Raw genomic sequence first — 15,833 nt, 5'->3', positions numbered from 1 at the left:
AGGCCGGCACCCCGGGCGGGGTGCCGGCCTTCGGCGTCCGTCGGAATCAGGTGGCGCTGATCGTGTCGGTGAGCAGCAGGCAGAGCACCAGCGTGCCGAGCGCCACCCGGTAGATCACGAACAGGTAGAGCGTGTGGTGCGCGACATAGCGCAGCAGCCAGGCGATGGCCGCGTACCCGATGGCGAACGCGATCAGCGTGGCCACCACCATCTGGGCCACGCTCGGCGCGGCGGTGCCCGGCGCGGACGGCTCGAAGACGTCCGGCAGGCTGAACACGCCGGAGATCACCACGGCGGGAATGGCCAGCAGGAACGAGTAGCGGGCCGCGGTCTCCCGGGTGAGGTTGAGGAACAGGCCGACGGTCAGCGTGCCACCGGACCGGGAGACGCCGGGGATGAGCGCCATCGCCTGCCCCAGCCCCATCGCCACGCCGTCACGCATCCGGAAGTTCTCCAGCGTGCGGGTCTGCCGCCCCCAGTACTCGGCGAACGCGAGCACCAGGGCGAAGAAGATCAACGTGAAGGAGATGAGGTAGAGGTTGCGGCCGGCGGTGCGGATCTGGTCCTTGAAGAGCAGCCCGAGGATCCCGATCGGGATCGTGCCGACGATGACGTACCAGCCCATCCGGTAGTCGAGGCTGGAGCGCACCGAACGGTCCACCAGGCCCAGGCACCAGGTCCGGACGATCCGCCAGATGTCCTTGAAGAAGTAGATCAGCACCGCGGCCTCGGTGCCGAGCTGGGTCACCGCGGTGAACGACGCGCCCGCGTCGCGGCCGAAGAAGATCGCCGAGGTGATCCGCAGGTGGCCGGAGGACGACACCGGCAGGAACTCCGTCAGCCCCTGGACGACGCCCAGGACGATGGCCTCGATCCAGGTCACTCGCCGACCCCGGACAGGTCGAGGGCCTCGGCGACGGTACGCAGCGTCTGCACGCCGCTGTCCCGGTCGGCCACGAACAGCGTCACCGACAGCGTGGTCACGCCGGCGGCGGCGTACTCCCGCATCCGCTCGGCGATGCGCTCCTTCGGGCCGAGCAGCGACGTCCGGTCGATGAACTCCATCGGCACCGCGGCGGCGGCGTCGCGCTGCCGCTTGGCCAGGTAGAGATCCTGCACCTCGCGGGCCGCGTCGCCGTAGCCCATCCGGGTGGCGAGCTGGTTGTAGAAGTTCTGCTTCCGGCTGCCCATCCCGCCCACGTAGAGCGCGGCGTACCAGCGGACCAGCTCGGCGCAGGTGGCGACGTCGTCGCCGACCACCACCGGCACGGACGGCACCACGTCGAAGCCGGCCAGCTCCTTGCCGGCGGCGGCCCGCCCGGCCCGGACCGAGGCGAGCTGCTCCTCGGCGAACTCCGGGGCGTAGAAGACGGCCAGCCAGCCGTCGGCGATCTCGCCGGCCAGCTCCAGGTTCTTCGGACCGACCGCGGCCAGGTAGATCGGGATGTGCGCGCGCGGCGGATGGAAGCCCAGCCGCAGCGCCTTGCCCGGGCCGTCCGGCAGCGGCAGCGTGTAGTGCTCGCCGTCGTAGGCGACCTCCTTGCGGGCCACCGCGAGCTTGACGATGTCGACGTACTCCCGGGTGCGGGCCAGCGGCTTGGCGAACCGCACGCCGTGCCAGCCCTCGGAGACCTGCGGGCCGGAGACGCCCAGGCCGAGCCGGAACCGGCCGCCGGAGAGCGCGTCGATGGTGGTCGCGGTCATCGCGGTCATCGCCGGGGTGCGGGCCGGGATCTGCATGACCGCGGAGCCCAGGTCGATCCGCTCCGTCTGCCCGGCCATCCAGGCCAGCATGCTCGGCGAGTCGGAGCCGTACGCCTCCGCGGTCCACACCACCGAGTAGCCGAGGCGGTCCGCCTCCTGGGCGAGCGCCAGGTGGTCGGCGGGCGTGCTCCACGCCGTCTGGTATCCGAGGCTGAGCCCGAGTCGCATGATCCTCCCACCGTCCGCACCACAGGTCGCATCAGGTTACGCAATGCCGGTGGGGCCACCGACGACCGGCTCGCCCGAACACGTCACACCCGCCTGCGGTCGCGCGGGAAGTTGACTGCGGCGAGGATATCCGTGACGCCGGCTTCGAAATAAGGTTCACGCATGCAACAGCGACCGCTCGGCCGAAGCGGGCTGGCGGTTTCGCGGCTCGCGCTCGGCACCATGACCTGGGGACGGGACACCGACGCCGACGACGCGGCCGCCCAGCTGAAGAGCTACCTCGACGCGGGTGGCAACCTCGTCGACACCGCCGACGTGTTCGCCGACGGCGACGCCGAGTCGGTGATCGGCTCCCTGCTGGGCAGCCTGGTGGACCGCGACGAGCTGCTCATCGCCACCAAGGCGGGGCTGCGGCCGGGCAGCGGCCGACGCCGGGACGGCTCGCGCGGGCACCTGCTGCGCACGCTCGACGCGTCGCTGCGCCGGCTCGGCACCGACCACGTGGACCTGTGGCAGGCGCACGGGTACGACCCGGACACGCCCCTGGAGGAGACGCTCGCCGCGCTGGACCACGCGGTGTCCAGCGGCCGGGCCCGGTACGTCGGTGTGTCGAACTTCTCCGGCTGGCAGACCGCCCGGGCCGCCGCCTGGCAGGCCGCCTGGCCGGGGCGCGCCCCGGTGGTCGCCGCCCAGGTGGAGTATTCGCTCCTGGAGCGCGGCATCGAGCGCGAGGTGCTGCCGGCCTGCGCCGAGATGGGGCTGGGCGTGCTGCCCTGGTCGCCGCTGGGCCGGGGGGTGCTCACCGGCAAGTACCGCAACGGCCGCCCGGCGGACTCGCGGGCGGTGTCGCCGCACTTCGACCGGTTCGTCGGCAGGTACCTGGAACCCCGCTGCTCCAGCATCGTGGAGGCGGTGGCGATCGCCGCCGGCGGGCTCGGCGTGTCGCCGCTGGAGGTGGCGCTGGCCTGGATCCGGGACCGGCCGGGCGTGACCGCGCCGATCCTCGGCGCGCGCACGGTCGGGCAGCTCCTCGGCGCGCTCCAGGTGGAACGGATGACGCTGCCGGACGAGATCGTCACGGCGTTGGACGACGTCTCCGCGGTGCCGATCGGGTATCCGGAGCGGGACGGCTGACCGGTCGCCGGCGGCGGCGGGCGACCGGGGTCACCGTCCGGGGGTGGCGGAGCGCCGCCGGGCTGGGCAGCATGGATGCCATGGACTACGAGTACGCGCCGCTGCGGTTGCCTTCGAATGTCGATCGGTTGACCGCCGCGGCGCAACTGGCGATCCAGGCGGAGTTCTCCGGTTGGGAGTTGGCCCGGGTGCGGCTCTACCGGGACGGCACCCGGCAGGTGATGCTGCGACGCCGGGTGGTGAACAAGCCGCAGCCCGGCCTGTCGTACTGAGCCGGGCCGCCCCCGAGGCCGCGCCGTGCGGTGCGGCCCCGGGGCGAACACGGCCTAGTGGGCGTGGTCGTGCTCCTCGTCGACCTCCAGGAACGGGTGCTCGTCGAGCCGGCCGACCAGCCGGTCGTCGACGGCCGGCTGGAACGGGCCGACCGGGTCGTCGTCGTCGAACGACTCCAGGTCGACCGGGGTGCCGACCTCGCTGACCATGACCACGCCGTCGAGCGGCTCCAGTTCCGGCACGTCGAGCGCGGACAGCGAGCCGTCGCCGCTCTGCAACAGCTCCAGCACCGCCTCGCCGACGCCCTCGACCGGCGCCGGCTCGTCCTCCTCCGGGGTGCCCTCCCGGCGGGCCGCCTCGGCGACCCGGAGCAGCGCCGCGACGCTGGGGACCCGGTAGTCGCGGCGCTGCCGCACCGAGATCACCCGGGGGTGCGGGTCGGTGGGCTCGCCGCCCTCGACCGCGCCGAAGCGCTCGTCGGCCTCGTCCGGGTCGATCGACTCGACGTCCCAGGGCGTCACCTCGCCGAACGCGTCGAGCAACCGCTCGTCGTAGGCGAAGGAGGCGTTGTTCAACGCGACGTACGCCTGCCAGACGGCGTCGTCGTCGATCCGGCCCTGGGCGGCCCGGACGGCGGCCAGGTGGGCGCGGGCCGCGTCGATCACCCGCTCGAGGGCGGCGTCCAGCTCACCGTGCTGGTCGGTCATGTGAGGCAGTCCCTTCGCGATGGGGGCAGGTTCCGCGCCGACGGCGCCGCGGCGGGCGCGGTCAGCAGTTGCGGAGGAAGCGGTCGAGAACCCGCACGCCGAACTGTAGTCCGTCCAGCGGAACCCGCTCGTCGATGCCGTGGAACAGGCCGGAGAAATTGAGGTCGGCCGGCAGCCGCAGCGGCGCGAACCCGAAGCAGCGGATGCCGAGTTGGGAGAACGCCTTGGCGTCGGTGCCGCCGGAGAGCATGTACGGCACCGGGTGCGCGCCCGGGTCCTCGGCGCGCAGCGCGGCGGACATCTGCGCCACCAGGTCCCCGTCGAACGTGGTCTCCAGGGCCGGCTGGCGCTGCACGTACTCGATCGCGATGTCCGGCCCGACCAGCTCCCGCAACTGCCGTTCCAGCTCCTCGCTCTGCCCGGGCAGGCTGCGGCAGTCGATGGTGGCGGTGGCCCGGCCGGGGATGACGTTGTCCTTGTAGCCGGCGGCCAGCCGGGTCGGGTTGGCGGTGTTGCGGATCGTCGCGCCGATGATGTTCGCGATCGGGCCGAGCTTGGCGATCGCGGTCTCCGGGTCGTCCGGGTCGATCTCGATGCCGAGCACGTCGGAGACCTCGGCCAGGAACGCGCGTACGGTGTCGGTCATCACCACCGGGAAGCGGTGCCGGCCGATCCGGGCGACCGCCTCGGCGAGCGCGGTCACCGCGTTGTCGTCGTGCATCATCGAGCCGTGGCCGGGCCGCCCCCGGGCGTGCAGGCGCAGCCAGTCGATGCCCTTCTCGGCGGTCTCGATCAGGTAGAGCCGGCGCTGCTCGTCGACCGAGTAGGAGAAGCCGCCCACCTCGCCGATCGCCTCGGTGCAGCCGTCGAACAGGCCCCGGTGGCGCTGGGCCAGGAAGTGCGCGCCGTAGTCGCTGCCGGCCTCCTCGTCGGCGGTGAGGGCGAGCACGATGTCGCGGCGGGGCCGGACGCCGGCGCGCTGCCAGTCGCGCACCACGGCCAGCACCATGGCGTCGAAGTCCTTCATGTCGATCGCGCCGCGGCCCCACAGGTAGCCGTCGCGGATCTCGCCGGAGAACGGGTGCACCGACCACTCGTCGGGGTCGGCGGGCACCACGTCGAGGTGGCCGTGCACCAGCAGCGCGTCCCGGTCGGGCTCGGTGCCGGGGATGCGGGCGACCAGGTTGGCCCGCCCGGGCGCCGACTCGTGGATCTCGGCGGCCACGCCGACCTCGGCGAGCTTCTCCGCGACGTACTCCGCCGCGCGCCGCTCCCCCACGCTGGTGTCGTTGTCCCCGGTGTTGGTGGTGTCGATGCGCAGCAGGTCCCGGCAGAGGTCCACGACCTCGTCGGTGGGCTCGGGTGAGGCGGAGGTCGTCATCGCTTCCTTATACCAGTCGGACCGGTCGCGTCGGCCGGCGCGGTGCGGCCCGGTTTCGCCCGACGCGCGGCAGGGTAACGCCGAACATCGATTCCGGCCACCACGATTCCGGCCACCCACGAGGAGGGCACCATGACCGTCCCCCTGCCGCCGCTCCCACCCGCCGCCGACGACCGGTACCGGCCGGGTGGGCGGAGCCTGGCCGACCTCGTGGACGCCGAGCACCGCACGCTGCTCGACCTGGCCGACCGGGTGACCGACGCCGGGCTGGACCCGGCCGACCGCGCTCGGGTGCTGGACGTGCTGACCGCCGCGGTGTCGCGGCACCTCTCCGCCGAGGAGCAGTACCTCTTCCCCGCCGCCCGGGCCGCGGTGCCGGAGAGCGCCGAGCTGGTCACCCGGGAGATCGAGGCGGACGCCGCGCTGCTGACCGCGTTGAAAGGGCTGTCCGGTCCGGACGACGCGGCGCTGGCCGACGTGGCGGAGCGGGTCCGCCGGCACGTCAGCCGGGTGGCCGCGCTGGTCACGCCGCTGCGCGAGGTGGCCAGCGACGCCGAGTTGATCCGGTTGGGCAACCGGTGGGAGATCGCGGAGGAGGCGGCGCCCACCCGGCCGCACCCGGGCACCCCGGCCACGCCGCCGTGGAACAAGATCGTCGAGCCGGCGGTGGGGGTGCTGGACAAGGTGCGCGACGCGGTCAGCGGACGGCGGACCCGCCTGGCCGACCTGGAGCCCCGCCGGGAGGCCTGAGCCGATCCGCCCCTTCCCGGACACCCGTTCGTGGTCCTACCGTCACCGTATGAATCTGGAGCTGCGACACCTGCGGGTGGTCTGCGCGATCGCCGAGACGGGGAGCGTCACCAAGGCGGCGTCCCTACTCGGGTTGGCCCAGCCGGCGCTGACCGCCCAGCTCCAGCGGATCGAGCGGGTCCTCGGCGGGCCGCTGTTCGAACGGGACCGCCGGGGCGCCCGGCCCACCGCGCTGGGTGAGCTGGTGCTGGACCGGGCCCGGGTGCTGCTGCCGGCGATGAAGGGCCTGCAGGACGAGGCGGCCCGGCTGGCCGGCGCGGGCGACCCGCTGCGCCGCTACCGGTTCGGCGGGGTGAACAGCCCGATCCTGGGCCGGCTGGTGCACCGGCTCGCCGCCGAGCGCTCCGACGCGCAGATCTCCACGTACGCGTCGTGGTCGGTGGACGAGCTGGCCCAGTTGGTGGCCGGGGGTCGGCTCGACTTCGCCCTGGCCGGGGTGTGCGGGGACGCCACGCCGTCGCCGGTGTTCGGGTTGAGCTGGCGGGAGGTGGCCGTCGACCCGGTCTTCGTGCTGCTGCCGCAGACCCATCCGCTGGCCGCCCGCGACGAGATCGACCTGCTCGACCTGCGCCGGGAGCAGTGGGTGGCCGCGCCGGGCGACGGCTGCTTCGGCGACTGCTTCGCCGCCGCGTGCGCGCGCGCCGGCTTCACCCCCCGCAAGGTGTACGAGGCGGACGTGCGGGCCGCGCTGGACCTGGTGGACGCGGGCACCGCGGTGGCGCTGTGCCAGGCCACCTTCCGTCCGGTGGCGGGGCTGGTGACCCGCCGGCTGGCCGGGGTGCCGCTGCGTTGGCGGTTGCTGTTCGGCTGGCATCCGGAGGCGCCGGCCGCGGTGGTGGCCGAGCCGGTGCTGGAGCAGGCGGTGGCGGCGTACACCGACGCGTTGGCCAACCATCCGGACTATCTGGGCTGGCTGTTGGGCCATCCGGACTTCGGCGTGCAGCCCACCGGCACCGGTGGGGTGCGAACCGCCTGAACGCGGGTATCACCGGCGGCATGACTGATCTGTATCCGGCCGCCGACCAGCGGGAACTGCTGCGTCAGGCGGCTGCCGCGCACACCGCCGCCGCCGCCGACGTCGAGGCGTTCCTGCGCCGGCTGCCCGAGGTGCCGGACCCGGCGGACGTCACCGAGTACGCCACCCTGCTCAGCCGGGAGGAGCGGGCGCGGACGGACCGGCAGGCCGCGGCCGACGCCGCCGGCCTGGAACTGCCCAGCATGGAGTCCGAGTAGGCCGTACCCGGTCGGCCCGGGCGGGCGGGGTGTCCGCCCGGGCATCCGGCGACGGGTCAGCGTTCCACCAGCACGTCGTGGCCGAGGTCGAGCAGCGCGTGCCGCCACTCGTCGTCGGCGGCGCCCCGGTCCGGCCGGTCGGCGGCGAGTTCCCGGATCCGGGTGATCGCCTCGCGCATCACCTCGATGTCCTCCGGGGTCAGGTCCACCTTGCGCTTGCGCAGCACGGCGAGGATCTGCCGGCCGGGTTCGGGCAGGTCCAGGTCGGGGTCCGGGCCGAACGCCTCCTCCCCCGACCCGCGGGTCAACAGCCACTGCCGTAGCTGTTCGGAGGGAACGTTCACCTCGGCGTGGAAGTCGTCCCAGATGATCTCGACCTCGGGGTCGAGTCGCGCCTCGCGTACCATCACGCCTCCTCTCCCGGCGGCGGCCCGGACGGTTCCGGCTCGCCCTCGCCGCTCGGTGTCTGCGGGGTCAGTCCCTCCGGTGGCACCCGGACCCGGGACGGGTTCGCCGTCGGCGGCGCCTCGATCGGTTCACCGGCCGCGGCGTCCTCCCGGGTCTCCTCGGGTTCGGTCATGTCCGCCCTCCGATCCTTGCGCCCGTCCCCTCACCGGGGATGGGAGGTGGTGGCGGCCGAGTAGCCGCGCTCACCGGCGGACACGTCGAGGACGAGCTGGTCGTCGCGGGCGTCGACGGTGACCTTCTGCCCCGGCGAGATCTCGTTCTCCAGCAGCATCCGGGACAGCCGGTTGTCGAGTTCGCGCTGGATCACCCGGCGCAGCGGACGGGCCCCGAACTCCGGCTGGTAGCCGTGCTCGGCGAGCCAGTCGACGCCGGCGGTGCTGATCTCGACCTGGATGTCCTGGGCGTGCAGCCGGCGGCGGGTCTCCTCCAGCAGCAGGCCGGTGATCTCCCGGAGCTGCTCGGCCTCCAGCCGCTGGAAGATGATCACCTCGTCGATCCGGTTGAGGAACTCCGGGCGGAAGTTCTCCTGGAGCCGGCGCATCAGCCGGTCCCGCAGCTCGGTGGACTCCTGCTCGCCCGGCTCGCCGGTGGCGAACCCGACCGTGCGCTGGGTGCCGGTGATCAGCTCGGAACCGAGGTTGCTGGTCATGATCAGGACGGTGTTCTTGAAGTTCACGGTGCGGCCCTGGCTGTCGGTGAGCCGGCCGTCGTCGAGCACCTGGAGCAGGATGTTGAACACATCGGGGTGCGCCTTCTCGATCTCGTCGAGCAGCACCACCGCGTACGGGCGACGGCGGACCGCCTCGGTGAGCTGGCCGGCCTCCTCGTAGCCGACGTAGCCGGGCGGGGCGCCGACCAGCCGGCTGACGGTGTGCCGCTCCTGGAACTCGCTCATGTCCACCCGGACCATCCGGTCCGCCTCGCCGAACAGCGCCTCGGCGAGCGCGCGGGCCAGCTCGGTCTTGCCGACACCGGTGGGGCCGAGGAACAGGAAGCTGCCCATCGGCCGGTTCGGGTCGGCCAGGCCGGTACGCGAGCGCCGGACCGCCTCGGCGACCGCGCCGACCGCGTCGTCCTGCCCGATCACCTTCTGGTGCAGGTGCCCCTCCAGGCGCAGCAGCCGGTCGCGTTCCTCCTCGGTGAGCTGGGTGACCGGGATGCCGGTGGCGCGGGACACCACCTCGGCGATCTCCTTCGGCCCGACCTCCGGCACGTGGTTGGGCCCCTCGTCGCCGCGGGCGCGACGGATCTGGTCCTCCAGCTCGGCGAGCCTGTCGCGCAGCGAGGAGGCCCGTTCGTACTGCTCGTCGGAGACCGCCTGCTCCTTGTCCCGGCGCACCTCGTCGAGCTGCTGTTCCAGGTCGCGGACGTCGGAGGCGGGGGTGCGGGTGCGCAGCCGTACCCGGGCGCCGGCCTGGTCGATCAGGTCGATCGCCTTGTCCGGCAGGAACCGGTCGGTGACGTACCGGTCGGAGAGCTCGGCGGCGGCGACCAGCGCCTCGTCGGTGAACCGGACCTGGTGGTGCGCCTCGTAGCGGTCGCGCAGGCCGCGCAGGATGGCGACGGTGTCCTCGACGCCCGGCTCGGGCACCAGCACCGGCTGGAAGCGGCGGGCCAGGGCGGCGTCCTTCTCGATGGTGCGCCGGTACTCGTCGAGCGTGGTCGCGCCGATCACCCGCAGCTCGCCGCGGGCGAGCGCCGGCTTGAGCATGTTGGACGCGTCCATCCCGCCCTCGCTGCCGGCGCCGCCGGCCCCGACCAGCGTGTGGATCTCGTCCAGGAAGATGATCAGTTCCTCGCGGTGGGCCCGGATCTCGTCGATCACCTTCTTCAGGCGTTCCTCGAAGTCGCCCCGGTAGCGGGTGCCGGCGACCAGGCCGGAGAGGTCGAGCTGGATGACCCGCTTGCCGATCAGGGTCTGCGGCACGTCGCCGTCGCAGATCCGCTCCGCGAGGCCCTCCACGATGGCGGTCTTGCCGACGCCGGCCTCACCGATCAGCACCGGGTTGTTCTTGGTGCGCCGGGACAGGATCTCCACCGCCTGCTCGATCTCGTCGGCGCGGCCGATCACCGGGTCGATCTGGTCCAGCCGGGCCAGCTCGGTGAGGTCCTGCCCGTACTGGTCGAGGGTGGGCGTGCCGCGGTCCGGACGCGGGCCGCCGGCGGCACCGCGCTCGGCGCTGGCCGCCTGCAACGACTCCGGCTGGATCCGGCCGGCGGCCAGCATCCGGCCGGCCGGCGACTCCGGGTTGAGCGGCAGCGCCATCAGGATGTGCTCGGGGCCGATGTAGTTGGCGCCCATCGCGCGGGAGAGCTGGTGGGCGTCGAGCAGCGCCCGTTTCGCGGCCGGGGTGAGCGACAGGTTCGGTGGCACCTCGCCGCCGGGCGCGCCCCCCTCGGCGCGTCCGCCCAGCGCGTTGACCAGCGCGTCCGGGTCGGCGCCGGCGCGGCGGACCAGGTCCCGCAGCGGCTCACGCTGCAACGCGGCCCAGAGCAGGTGGTCGGTGTCCAGGTCGTTGCTGTGCTTCTGGGCGGCCCGCCGGGCCGCGTCGGCCAGCATCTCCCGGGCGTCGGCGGTCATCAGGCGGGTGATGTCCACCCGGTGGGCCGGCCGGCGACCGCCCTCGCCCCGACCGAAGTACCGGGCCAGGAACTCGTCCCACGGGTCGTTGCCGAAGTCGCCGGGTCCCATCATGTTTCGTCCTCCGCAGTCGGTCGGCACGACCGGGACGCGGCACGCGCGGCACGGTCGGCGGTGGCTACCCGGCGGTGTGCGCGACAAACGCCCGCGGATGGCAGGCTGGGCGGATGGAGAGCAGACCGCTGCTGGTGGTGGACGGCGCGAACGTGGTGGGCTCCCGGCCGGACGGCTGGTGGCGCGACCGGGCCGGCGCGGCGGTGCGGCTGCGCGACGCGCTGGCCCCGCTGGCCGGCGTCGGCGTGCCGCCGGAGCTGCCGCCGCCGGTGCAGGTGGTGCTGGTGGTGGAGGGCGCGGCCCGGCACGTGGCGCCGACGCCCGGGGTCGACGTGGTGTCCGCGGCCGGGTCCGGCGACGACACCGTGGTGGAGCTGGTCGCCGCCGCGCCGCAGCGCCGGCGGGTGGTGGTCACCGCGGACCGGGAGCTGCGGGCCCGGGTCAGCGCGCTGGGGGCGGAGGTACGCGGCCCGCGCTGGCTGGGCCGCTGACGCCCCGAGTCCCGTCAACGGGACCAGGCCGACCGCCGGCGGGACCGCCGACCCGGCCCCTGCCCGGCCTTCCCGCACGTCAGGGCCGCAATCGGACACCCGGGCAGGAACGGCGCGAGGGTGGATGTTCGCCCACCGGATGGGATGGGTTGTAATGGAGATCTCCCCTGCCCCCAGGAGGTCCTTGTGGCGAGCGTCGCCGAGCTGAAGGCCGCCATCGATGTCGCTCTCCAGCAGATCGGTGACGGCCAGACAGCGGTGCAGGCGGCCGGCGAGAAGCTGGCCGAGGCGCAGCAGACCCTGGCCGGCGCGCTGGAGGGCAGCGGCCACGAGACCGTCGAGGCGGCCCAGGCCTCGCTGACCCAGGCCAGCCAGGAGCTGGAGGAGTGCCTCGCCGCGACACTGGTGGCGGTGGAGCAGGCACAGCTCTACGTCGCGACGCTCTGAAGGGCCGGCCGTGTCCATCGTCGAGGACATCGGCGCGCAGGTCCGCGCCGCCGCCGAGGAGCTGCCGCTGGCGCAGCTCGCCGCCGCGCTGGAGAAGCTCGGCCAGGCGCAGGAACGGCTGCGCTGGGTGCGCCAGGAGTCGGCCGACCCGATGGGCGTGCCGGAGCTGACCGCCGCCACCGAGCACGCCGAGACCGCCGGCTACGCGCTGCGCGTGGCCCAGGAGCAGCTCAGCGCGTACCTGGCCGCGATCGGGCTGGCCGCCGACGGCGCGCCGGCCGCGACGTCGGGCGAGCGGCGGCCCCGGCACGACGCGCCACGCGGCGAGGCGACGCCCGCGCCCGGCCCGGCGCCCGACCCGGGCGAGCAACCGGCGGTACGCCGCTGGTGGGCGGTGCGGGTGGCGGAGCTGACCGGCGGGCGGGAGGGCGCGCCGGACGAGCCGGACGAGCGCGTCGAGAACGCCCACGAGCTGCTGCGCCGGGTGGTGGTCGGCATCCGCTCCGGCGACCGGGACCGGCTGCACGCCGAACTGCGGCGGGCCCACGCCGACGTCGGGCTGGGGCTGGCCGCGATCGCCCCGCCGATGCTGCGCGACCTGGCCGGCGAGCTGCTCGGCCACCCGCCCCGCGCGGACGACCTGGCCCGGCTGCGCCGCGAGCTGGACGGGCGGGTCCACGACCTGCTGCCCGGGCTGCCGCCGGCGGTGCTGGACACGCTGCTGACCCGGATCTGCCGGATGCCCCCGCCGCGCCGCGACGACGGGCAGGAGCAGCCGCACGCGGCCGACCCGGCGGTCACCGCCGGGGTGCTCACCGGCGTACTGCTCGACCGGCTCGGCCGGGACCTGCCGAAGGACACCGAGGAACGGGAGCCGTCGCGTGGCTGACGTCCGCGCCCAACTGGTGACGCGGGTCCGGGGCATGCTCTCCGAGGCCCTGGGCGCCACCCGGAACCGGCTCACCGCCGCCGAGGCGGAGCTGGCCGCCGGCCGGGAACGACTGGCCCGCACCCGGCGCGCCGCCGCGGCGGTGCCCGGCCGGGTCGGCGCGGCCCGCGACCGGCGGCTCGCCGAGATCGACGCCCGGCACACCGCCCGCCTGGCCGAGCTGGCACGCCGCGCCGCCGCCGCGGCCCAGCGGGAGGCGCCCGGCGCGGCGTCCGCGCCCTGGGACCGGTGGACGGTCACCCCCGCCGGCCGGGCCGAGCCGCCGGGCGCGGTCCGGATCGGCACGGTACGCATCACCGGCGCCGAACCGGTGCCGGCGCTGGTCCCACTGCTCGACGCCGGGCACGCGCACCTGGCCGGCGGCGACCGGGACGGCCTCGCCGCGGTGGTGCCCGCGCTGCTGCTGCGCTCCGTCGGCCGGGCCGACCCGGGCGCGGTCCGGCTGCACGGGTACGACCCGGAGCACCTGGGCGGCGGCCTGGCCGGGTTCGCGCCCCTGGGCACCGCCGGCCTGCTCACGTTCGTCGGCCCGGGTGGGCTGGGCCGGCTGCTGGACGACCTGGTGGAGCAGATCCGCCGGATCAACGCCACGGTGCTGGCCGGCGAGTACGCGTCCCTGCGGGAGCTGGCCGCCGCCACCGGCCGGCGACCGGAGCCGTGGCGGGTGGCGGTGCTGCTCGGCGGCGACGAGCTGTCCCGGCACGAGCGCGGCCAGCTCGACCGGGTGGTCCGTACCGGGGCCGCGTGCGGGGTGCACCTGGTGGTCCGCGGCATCGACCTGCCCGACGACCCGACCGTCACCCGGATCGTGGTGGACCCGGACGACGCCCGCATCGCCGGGCTGCCGGTGGTGCTCGACGCCCCGCCACCGCCCACGCTGGTCACCGAGACCTGCCGGACGGTCGCCTCCCGGGTCGCCGCCGGCCCGCCGCCGACGCCGTTCACCGATCTGCTGCCCCCGCCGGACGACTACTGGCGGGAGGACTCGGCGCACGGGCTCACCGCGCCGATCGGCGAGGGCCCGCACGGACGGCCGGTGCTGCTGACGCTCGGCGACTACCCGCCGCACGCGTTGATCGGCGGCCCGTCCGGCACCGGCAAGACGAACCTGATCTTCGCGTGGATCGGCGCGCTCGCCGCCCGCTACTCCCCCGCCGAGCTGGAGTTCTATCTGCTCGACTTCAAGGAGGGGGTGTCCTTCGCCCGGTTCGCCCAGGGTCGGCGCGACCCGAGCTGGCTGCCGCACATGCGGCTGGTCGGCATCAACGTCAACACCGACCGGGAGTTCGGCCTGGCGCTGCTGCGGTTCCTCGCCGAGGAGCTGCGCCGGCGGGCCGACGCGGCGAAGAAGCACGAGGTCACCAAGCTGGCCGAGCTGCGGGCGGTGGACCCGACCGGGCACTGGCCGCGGATCGTCGCGGTGGTCGACGAGTTCCAGGCGCTGCTCGCCGGCCGGGACGTGGTCGCCCGGGAGGCCGCCGACCTGCTGGAGGACCTGGCCCGGCGGGGTCGCTCGCAGGGCATCCACCTGGTGCTCGCCTCTCAGGACGTGCGCGGCATCGAGGCGCTCTGGGGCCGGCCCGCGCTGGTCGCCCAGTTCACCCTCCGGATCGCGCTGCCGAAGGCGCTGCGCATCCTGGCCGAACGCAACGACGCCGCGCAGTCGCTGCCCCGACACCACGCCGTGGTCAACGCCGAGTCCGGCCTGACCGAGGGCAACGAGGTGGCCCGCATCCCGTCGGCGAGCGACTGGGAGACCTGGAGCGAGCTGCAACACCGGCTGTGGCGGATGCGCCCGCAGGACGCCGCGCCGGCCCGGCTCTTCGACGGCGACGCGATCCCCCGGCTGGCCGAGGCGCCGGACTTCCGTGCCCTGACCGCGCCGGAGCAGGGCGCGCCGCGCAGTCCGGTGGCGCTGCTCGGCGAGATCATCGACGTGCAGTCGCGCTCGGCGGCGCTGCGGCTGCCCCGCGCGCCGGGCCGTAACCTGGCCGTGCTGGGCACCCGGGTGGACGAGGCGTGCGCGGTGCTCGACGCCGCCGCCCGCTCGTTGGCCCGGCAGCACCCGCCCGGCGCCGCCCGGTTCTCCATCGCCTGCCTCGACCCGGACGCCGACCCGGCCGCCCGCGCGCTCTACGAGGACCTGGCCGGCGACGCCTCCTGGTACGACGAGGAGACGGTCGCCGAGCTGATGGCCGAGGTGGGTGACGGGCTGGGCGCGCCGGGCACCCCGCGTACCCCGCACTTCCTGCTGCTGTACGCGGTGGACGCGGCGGCCGGCGCGCTGGCCGGCAAGGCCGGCGCCCGGACCGGGCTGGAGCAGCTGCGCCGCATCCTGCACGACGGGCCGGAGCGGCGGACCCACGTGCTGGCCTGGTGGCGCGGCGTGGCCCGGATGCGGGCCGACCTGGGCGGCGCCGGCGCGCGCACGGACCAGATCGGCGCGTGGGTGGCGCTCGACGTGCAGGGCGGCGAGCTGGGCTCGTCGCTCTACCCGGGCAGCGGCGGGCCGGACTGGTATCCCCGACCGTGGCGCGGTCTCTACTTCGACCGCGCGGTGCACCGCACCGGACAGGTGATCATCCCTTATGGTCCCTCCCGATGAACGAACCGGTCTCCAGTGAGACGTACCCTGCCCAGATCCGCCGACTCGCCGAGTTGACCGCCCGGGTGGCCGCCCAGCGGGCCGAGGCGCACACCTGGTACGCCCAACAGGTCGCCGCCGCCGAGCGGGCGGTGGCCGAGGCGGCCGAGCAGGTCCGGCTCGCCGAGGCGGAGCTGGCCGACGCCCAGCGGATGGTGGACCGGGTGGACGGCGAGGTGACCCACCTGTGGGCGCAGCTACGGGCCCGGCTCGGCGGCGGCACGCGGCGGCTGGGCGACCCGCCCGGCCCGGTACGGGACGCCGCCGGTGACCCGGTGCCGCTGCTGCGCGGCGTACGGGAGCTGCTGGACCGCACCGGGACGCCGGGCGAGTTGCCCGGCTCGGTGAACCCGCTGCTGATCGCGTGCGGGGTCGGCGGCGCGCTGGTGGCGTTCCTGCTGGGGACCGGGGCGCGGGCGCTGGGCGCCGGCTCGGGCGGTGACCTGGCGGTCGGCCTGCCGGTGCTGGCGTTGGTGGTGACGCTGCTCGGCCCGCTGGTGGGGCTGGCGCCGGCCCGCCTGCTGGCCGACCGCCGGCACGCGGTGCTGACCCCCCGCCCGATGATCCTGGTGGCCGCCAGCGGCCTGGCCACCACGCTGCTCCTGCTGACGGTCACCTACACCCGCTGACCGCCCACCTCGGTGATCATGAGGTTGGCGGCGCGACACG

The 15,833-nt window shown here is 74.8% G+C and carries 17 protein-coding genes; 10 read left to right on the top strand and 7 right to left on the bottom strand.

Going from position 1 to position 15,833, the window contains the following annotated elements; all coding sequences use genetic code 11:
* Positions 1-46: 46 nt before the first annotated feature.
* Positions 47-883, bottom strand: a complete 837-nt coding sequence (locus tag ACLQ2W_RS28255; RefSeq protein WP_425790174.1) for an undecaprenyl-diphosphate phosphatase — start codon at positions 881-883, stop codon at positions 47-49.
* Positions 880-1,932 (bottom strand): LLM class F420-dependent oxidoreductase, encoded by a 1,053-nt coding sequence (locus ACLQ2W_RS28250; RefSeq protein WP_425790172.1) that lies wholly within the window; start codon positions 1,930-1,932, stop codon positions 880-882. Before ACLQ2W_RS28250 ends, ACLQ2W_RS28255 begins: the two co-directional genes overlap by 4 nt.
* 162 nt (positions 1,933-2,094) lie before the next feature.
* Between ACLQ2W_RS28250 and ACLQ2W_RS28245 the strand changes: the two genes are divergently transcribed.
* Together ACLQ2W_RS28245 and ACLQ2W_RS28240 are read left to right on the top strand one after the other, a co-directional pair.
* Positions 2,095-3,066 carry an aldo/keto reductase gene (locus tag ACLQ2W_RS28245; RefSeq protein ID WP_107155557.1) on the top strand — a complete coding sequence of 324 codons (972 nt, stop codon included), beginning with the start codon at positions 2,095-2,097 and terminating at the stop codon, positions 3,064-3,066.
* 80 nt (positions 3,067-3,146) lie between these two features.
* The gene (locus ACLQ2W_RS28240; protein WP_107155556.1) at positions 3,147-3,338 is read left to right on the top strand and encodes a DUF5703 family protein; all 192 of its coding nucleotides are present in this window, start codon (positions 3,147-3,149) and stop codon (positions 3,336-3,338) included.
* A 54-nt stretch (positions 3,339-3,392) separates the two neighbouring features.
* On the opposite strand, the gene ACLQ2W_RS28235 is transcribed toward ACLQ2W_RS28240, so the two are convergent.
* Positions 3,393-4,046, bottom strand: coding sequence for a hypothetical protein (locus ACLQ2W_RS28235; protein WP_405094020.1), 654 nt, complete (start codon positions 4,044-4,046; stop codon positions 3,393-3,395).
* A 61-nt stretch (positions 4,047-4,107) separates the two neighbouring features.
* Positions 4,108-5,427, bottom strand: a complete 1,320-nt coding sequence (locus ACLQ2W_RS28230; protein ID WP_357303584.1) for a M20/M25/M40 family metallo-hydrolase — start codon at positions 5,425-5,427, stop codon at positions 4,108-4,110.
* Positions 5,428-5,559: 132 nt separating this feature from the next.
* On the opposite strand from ACLQ2W_RS28230, the gene ACLQ2W_RS28225 reads away from it, so the two are divergent.
* The 3 genes from ACLQ2W_RS28225 to ACLQ2W_RS28215 are packed head-to-tail and all read left to right on the top strand — an operon-like array spanning position 5,560 to position 7,470.
* Complete coding sequence (locus tag ACLQ2W_RS28225; protein WP_405094018.1) at positions 5,560-6,177, top strand: hemerythrin domain-containing protein; 618 nt, start codon at positions 5,560-5,562, stop codon at positions 6,175-6,177.
* A gap of 49 nt (positions 6,178-6,226) precedes the next feature.
* Positions 6,227-7,213 (top strand): LysR substrate-binding domain-containing protein, encoded by a 987-nt coding sequence (locus ACLQ2W_RS28220; protein ID WP_405094017.1) that lies wholly within the window; start codon positions 6,227-6,229, stop codon positions 7,211-7,213.
* A 20-nt stretch (positions 7,214-7,233) separates the two neighbouring features.
* Positions 7,234-7,470, top strand: coding sequence for a hypothetical protein (locus ACLQ2W_RS28215; protein WP_405094016.1), 237 nt, complete (start codon positions 7,234-7,236; stop codon positions 7,468-7,470).
* A 56-nt stretch (positions 7,471-7,526) separates the two neighbouring features.
* Here the strand turns inward: ACLQ2W_RS28215 and ACLQ2W_RS28210 are convergent, their stop codons facing one another.
* Genes ACLQ2W_RS28210 through ACLQ2W_RS28200 form a run of 3 tightly spaced genes read right to left on the bottom strand, consistent with a single transcriptional unit; the run spans position 7,527 to position 10,633 of the window.
* Positions 7,527-7,877 carry a DUF3140 domain-containing protein gene (locus ACLQ2W_RS28210; RefSeq protein WP_281940699.1) on the bottom strand — a complete coding sequence of 117 codons (351 nt, stop codon included), beginning with the start codon at positions 7,875-7,877 and terminating at the stop codon, positions 7,527-7,529.
* Entirely contained in the window at positions 7,877-8,050 is a 174-nt protein-coding gene (locus ACLQ2W_RS28205) for a hypothetical protein (protein ID WP_281940697.1), read from the bottom strand. The genes ACLQ2W_RS28210 and ACLQ2W_RS28205 overlap by 1 nt, the downstream gene beginning before the upstream one ends.
* A gap of 30 nt (positions 8,051-8,080) precedes the next feature.
* Positions 8,081-10,633, bottom strand: a complete 2,553-nt coding sequence (locus tag ACLQ2W_RS28200) for an ATP-dependent Clp protease ATP-binding subunit (RefSeq protein WP_425790167.1) — start codon at positions 10,631-10,633, stop codon at positions 8,081-8,083.
* A gap of 113 nt (positions 10,634-10,746) precedes the next feature.
* Between ACLQ2W_RS28200 and ACLQ2W_RS28195 the strand changes: the two genes are divergently transcribed.
* From ACLQ2W_RS28195 to ACLQ2W_RS28175, 5 genes are all read left to right on the top strand, one after another.
* A complete protein-coding gene (locus ACLQ2W_RS28195) occupies positions 10,747-11,124 on the top strand; it encodes a hypothetical protein (RefSeq protein ID WP_425790165.1) in 378 nt (125 codons plus the stop codon).
* Positions 11,125-11,310: 186 nt separating this feature from the next.
* The gene (locus tag ACLQ2W_RS28190; RefSeq protein ID WP_030504016.1) at positions 11,311-11,571 is read left to right on the top strand and encodes a hypothetical protein; all 261 of its coding nucleotides are present in this window, start codon (positions 11,311-11,313) and stop codon (positions 11,569-11,571) included.
* Positions 11,572-11,581: 10 nt separating this feature from the next.
* On the top strand, positions 11,582-12,460 hold the full coding sequence (locus tag ACLQ2W_RS28185; protein WP_425790163.1) for a hypothetical protein: 879 nt from the start codon (positions 11,582-11,584) through the stop codon (positions 12,458-12,460).
* Positions 12,453-15,125: an FtsK/SpoIIIE domain-containing protein gene (locus ACLQ2W_RS28180; RefSeq protein ID WP_425790161.1), complete on the top strand. Its 2,673-nt coding sequence runs from the start codon at positions 12,453-12,455 to the stop codon at positions 15,123-15,125. The genes ACLQ2W_RS28185 and ACLQ2W_RS28180 overlap by 8 nt, the downstream gene beginning before the upstream one ends.
* A complete protein-coding gene (locus ACLQ2W_RS28175) occupies positions 15,122-15,793 on the top strand; it encodes a hypothetical protein (RefSeq protein ID WP_425790159.1) in 672 nt (223 codons plus the stop codon). The genes ACLQ2W_RS28180 and ACLQ2W_RS28175 overlap by 4 nt, the downstream gene beginning before the upstream one ends.
* Positions 15,794-15,833 lie beyond the last annotated feature (40 nt).

The organism is Micromonospora sp. DT227 (genome assembly GCF_049841835.1).
GTDB lineage: Bacteria > Actinomycetota > Actinomycetes > Mycobacteriales > Micromonosporaceae > Micromonospora.
This window is presented reverse-complemented; position numbering and strand designations above follow the sequence as displayed.

Coding starts and splice junctions, on each gene's coding strand:
- ACLQ2W_RS28205 (WP_281940697.1), bottom strand. CDS start 8,050: ATGACCGAACCCGAGGAGACCCGGGAGGACGCCGCGGCCGGTGAACCG.
- ACLQ2W_RS28250 (WP_425790172.1), bottom strand. CDS start 1,932: ATGCGACTCGGGCTCAGCCTCGGATACCAGACGGCGTGGAGCACGCCC.
- ACLQ2W_RS28225 (WP_405094018.1), top strand. CDS start 5,560: ATGACCGTCCCCCTGCCGCCGCTCCCACCCGCCGCCGACGACCGGTAC.
- ACLQ2W_RS28245 (WP_107155557.1), top strand. CDS start 2,095: ATGCAACAGCGACCGCTCGGCCGAAGCGGGCTGGCGGTTTCGCGGCTC.
- ACLQ2W_RS28220 (WP_405094017.1), top strand. CDS start 6,227: ATGAATCTGGAGCTGCGACACCTGCGGGTGGTCTGCGCGATCGCCGAG.
- ACLQ2W_RS28200 (WP_425790167.1), bottom strand. CDS start 10,633: ATGATGGGACCCGGCGACTTCGGCAACGACCCGTGGGACGAGTTCCTG.
- ACLQ2W_RS28210 (WP_281940699.1), bottom strand. CDS start 7,877: ATGGTACGCGAGGCGCGACTCGACCCCGAGGTCGAGATCATCTGGGAC.
- ACLQ2W_RS28175 (WP_425790159.1), top strand. CDS start 15,122: ATGAACGAACCGGTCTCCAGTGAGACGTACCCTGCCCAGATCCGCCGA.
- ACLQ2W_RS28215 (WP_405094016.1), top strand. CDS start 7,234: ATGACTGATCTGTATCCGGCCGCCGACCAGCGGGAACTGCTGCGTCAG.
- ACLQ2W_RS28195 (WP_425790165.1), top strand. CDS start 10,747: ATGGAGAGCAGACCGCTGCTGGTGGTGGACGGCGCGAACGTGGTGGGC.
- ACLQ2W_RS28235 (WP_405094020.1), bottom strand. CDS start 4,046: ATGACCGACCAGCACGGTGAGCTGGACGCCGCCCTCGAGCGGGTGATC.
- ACLQ2W_RS28230 (WP_357303584.1), bottom strand. CDS start 5,427: ATGACGACCTCCGCCTCACCCGAGCCCACCGACGAGGTCGTGGACCTC.
- ACLQ2W_RS28240 (WP_107155556.1), top strand. CDS start 3,147: ATGGACTACGAGTACGCGCCGCTGCGGTTGCCTTCGAATGTCGATCGG.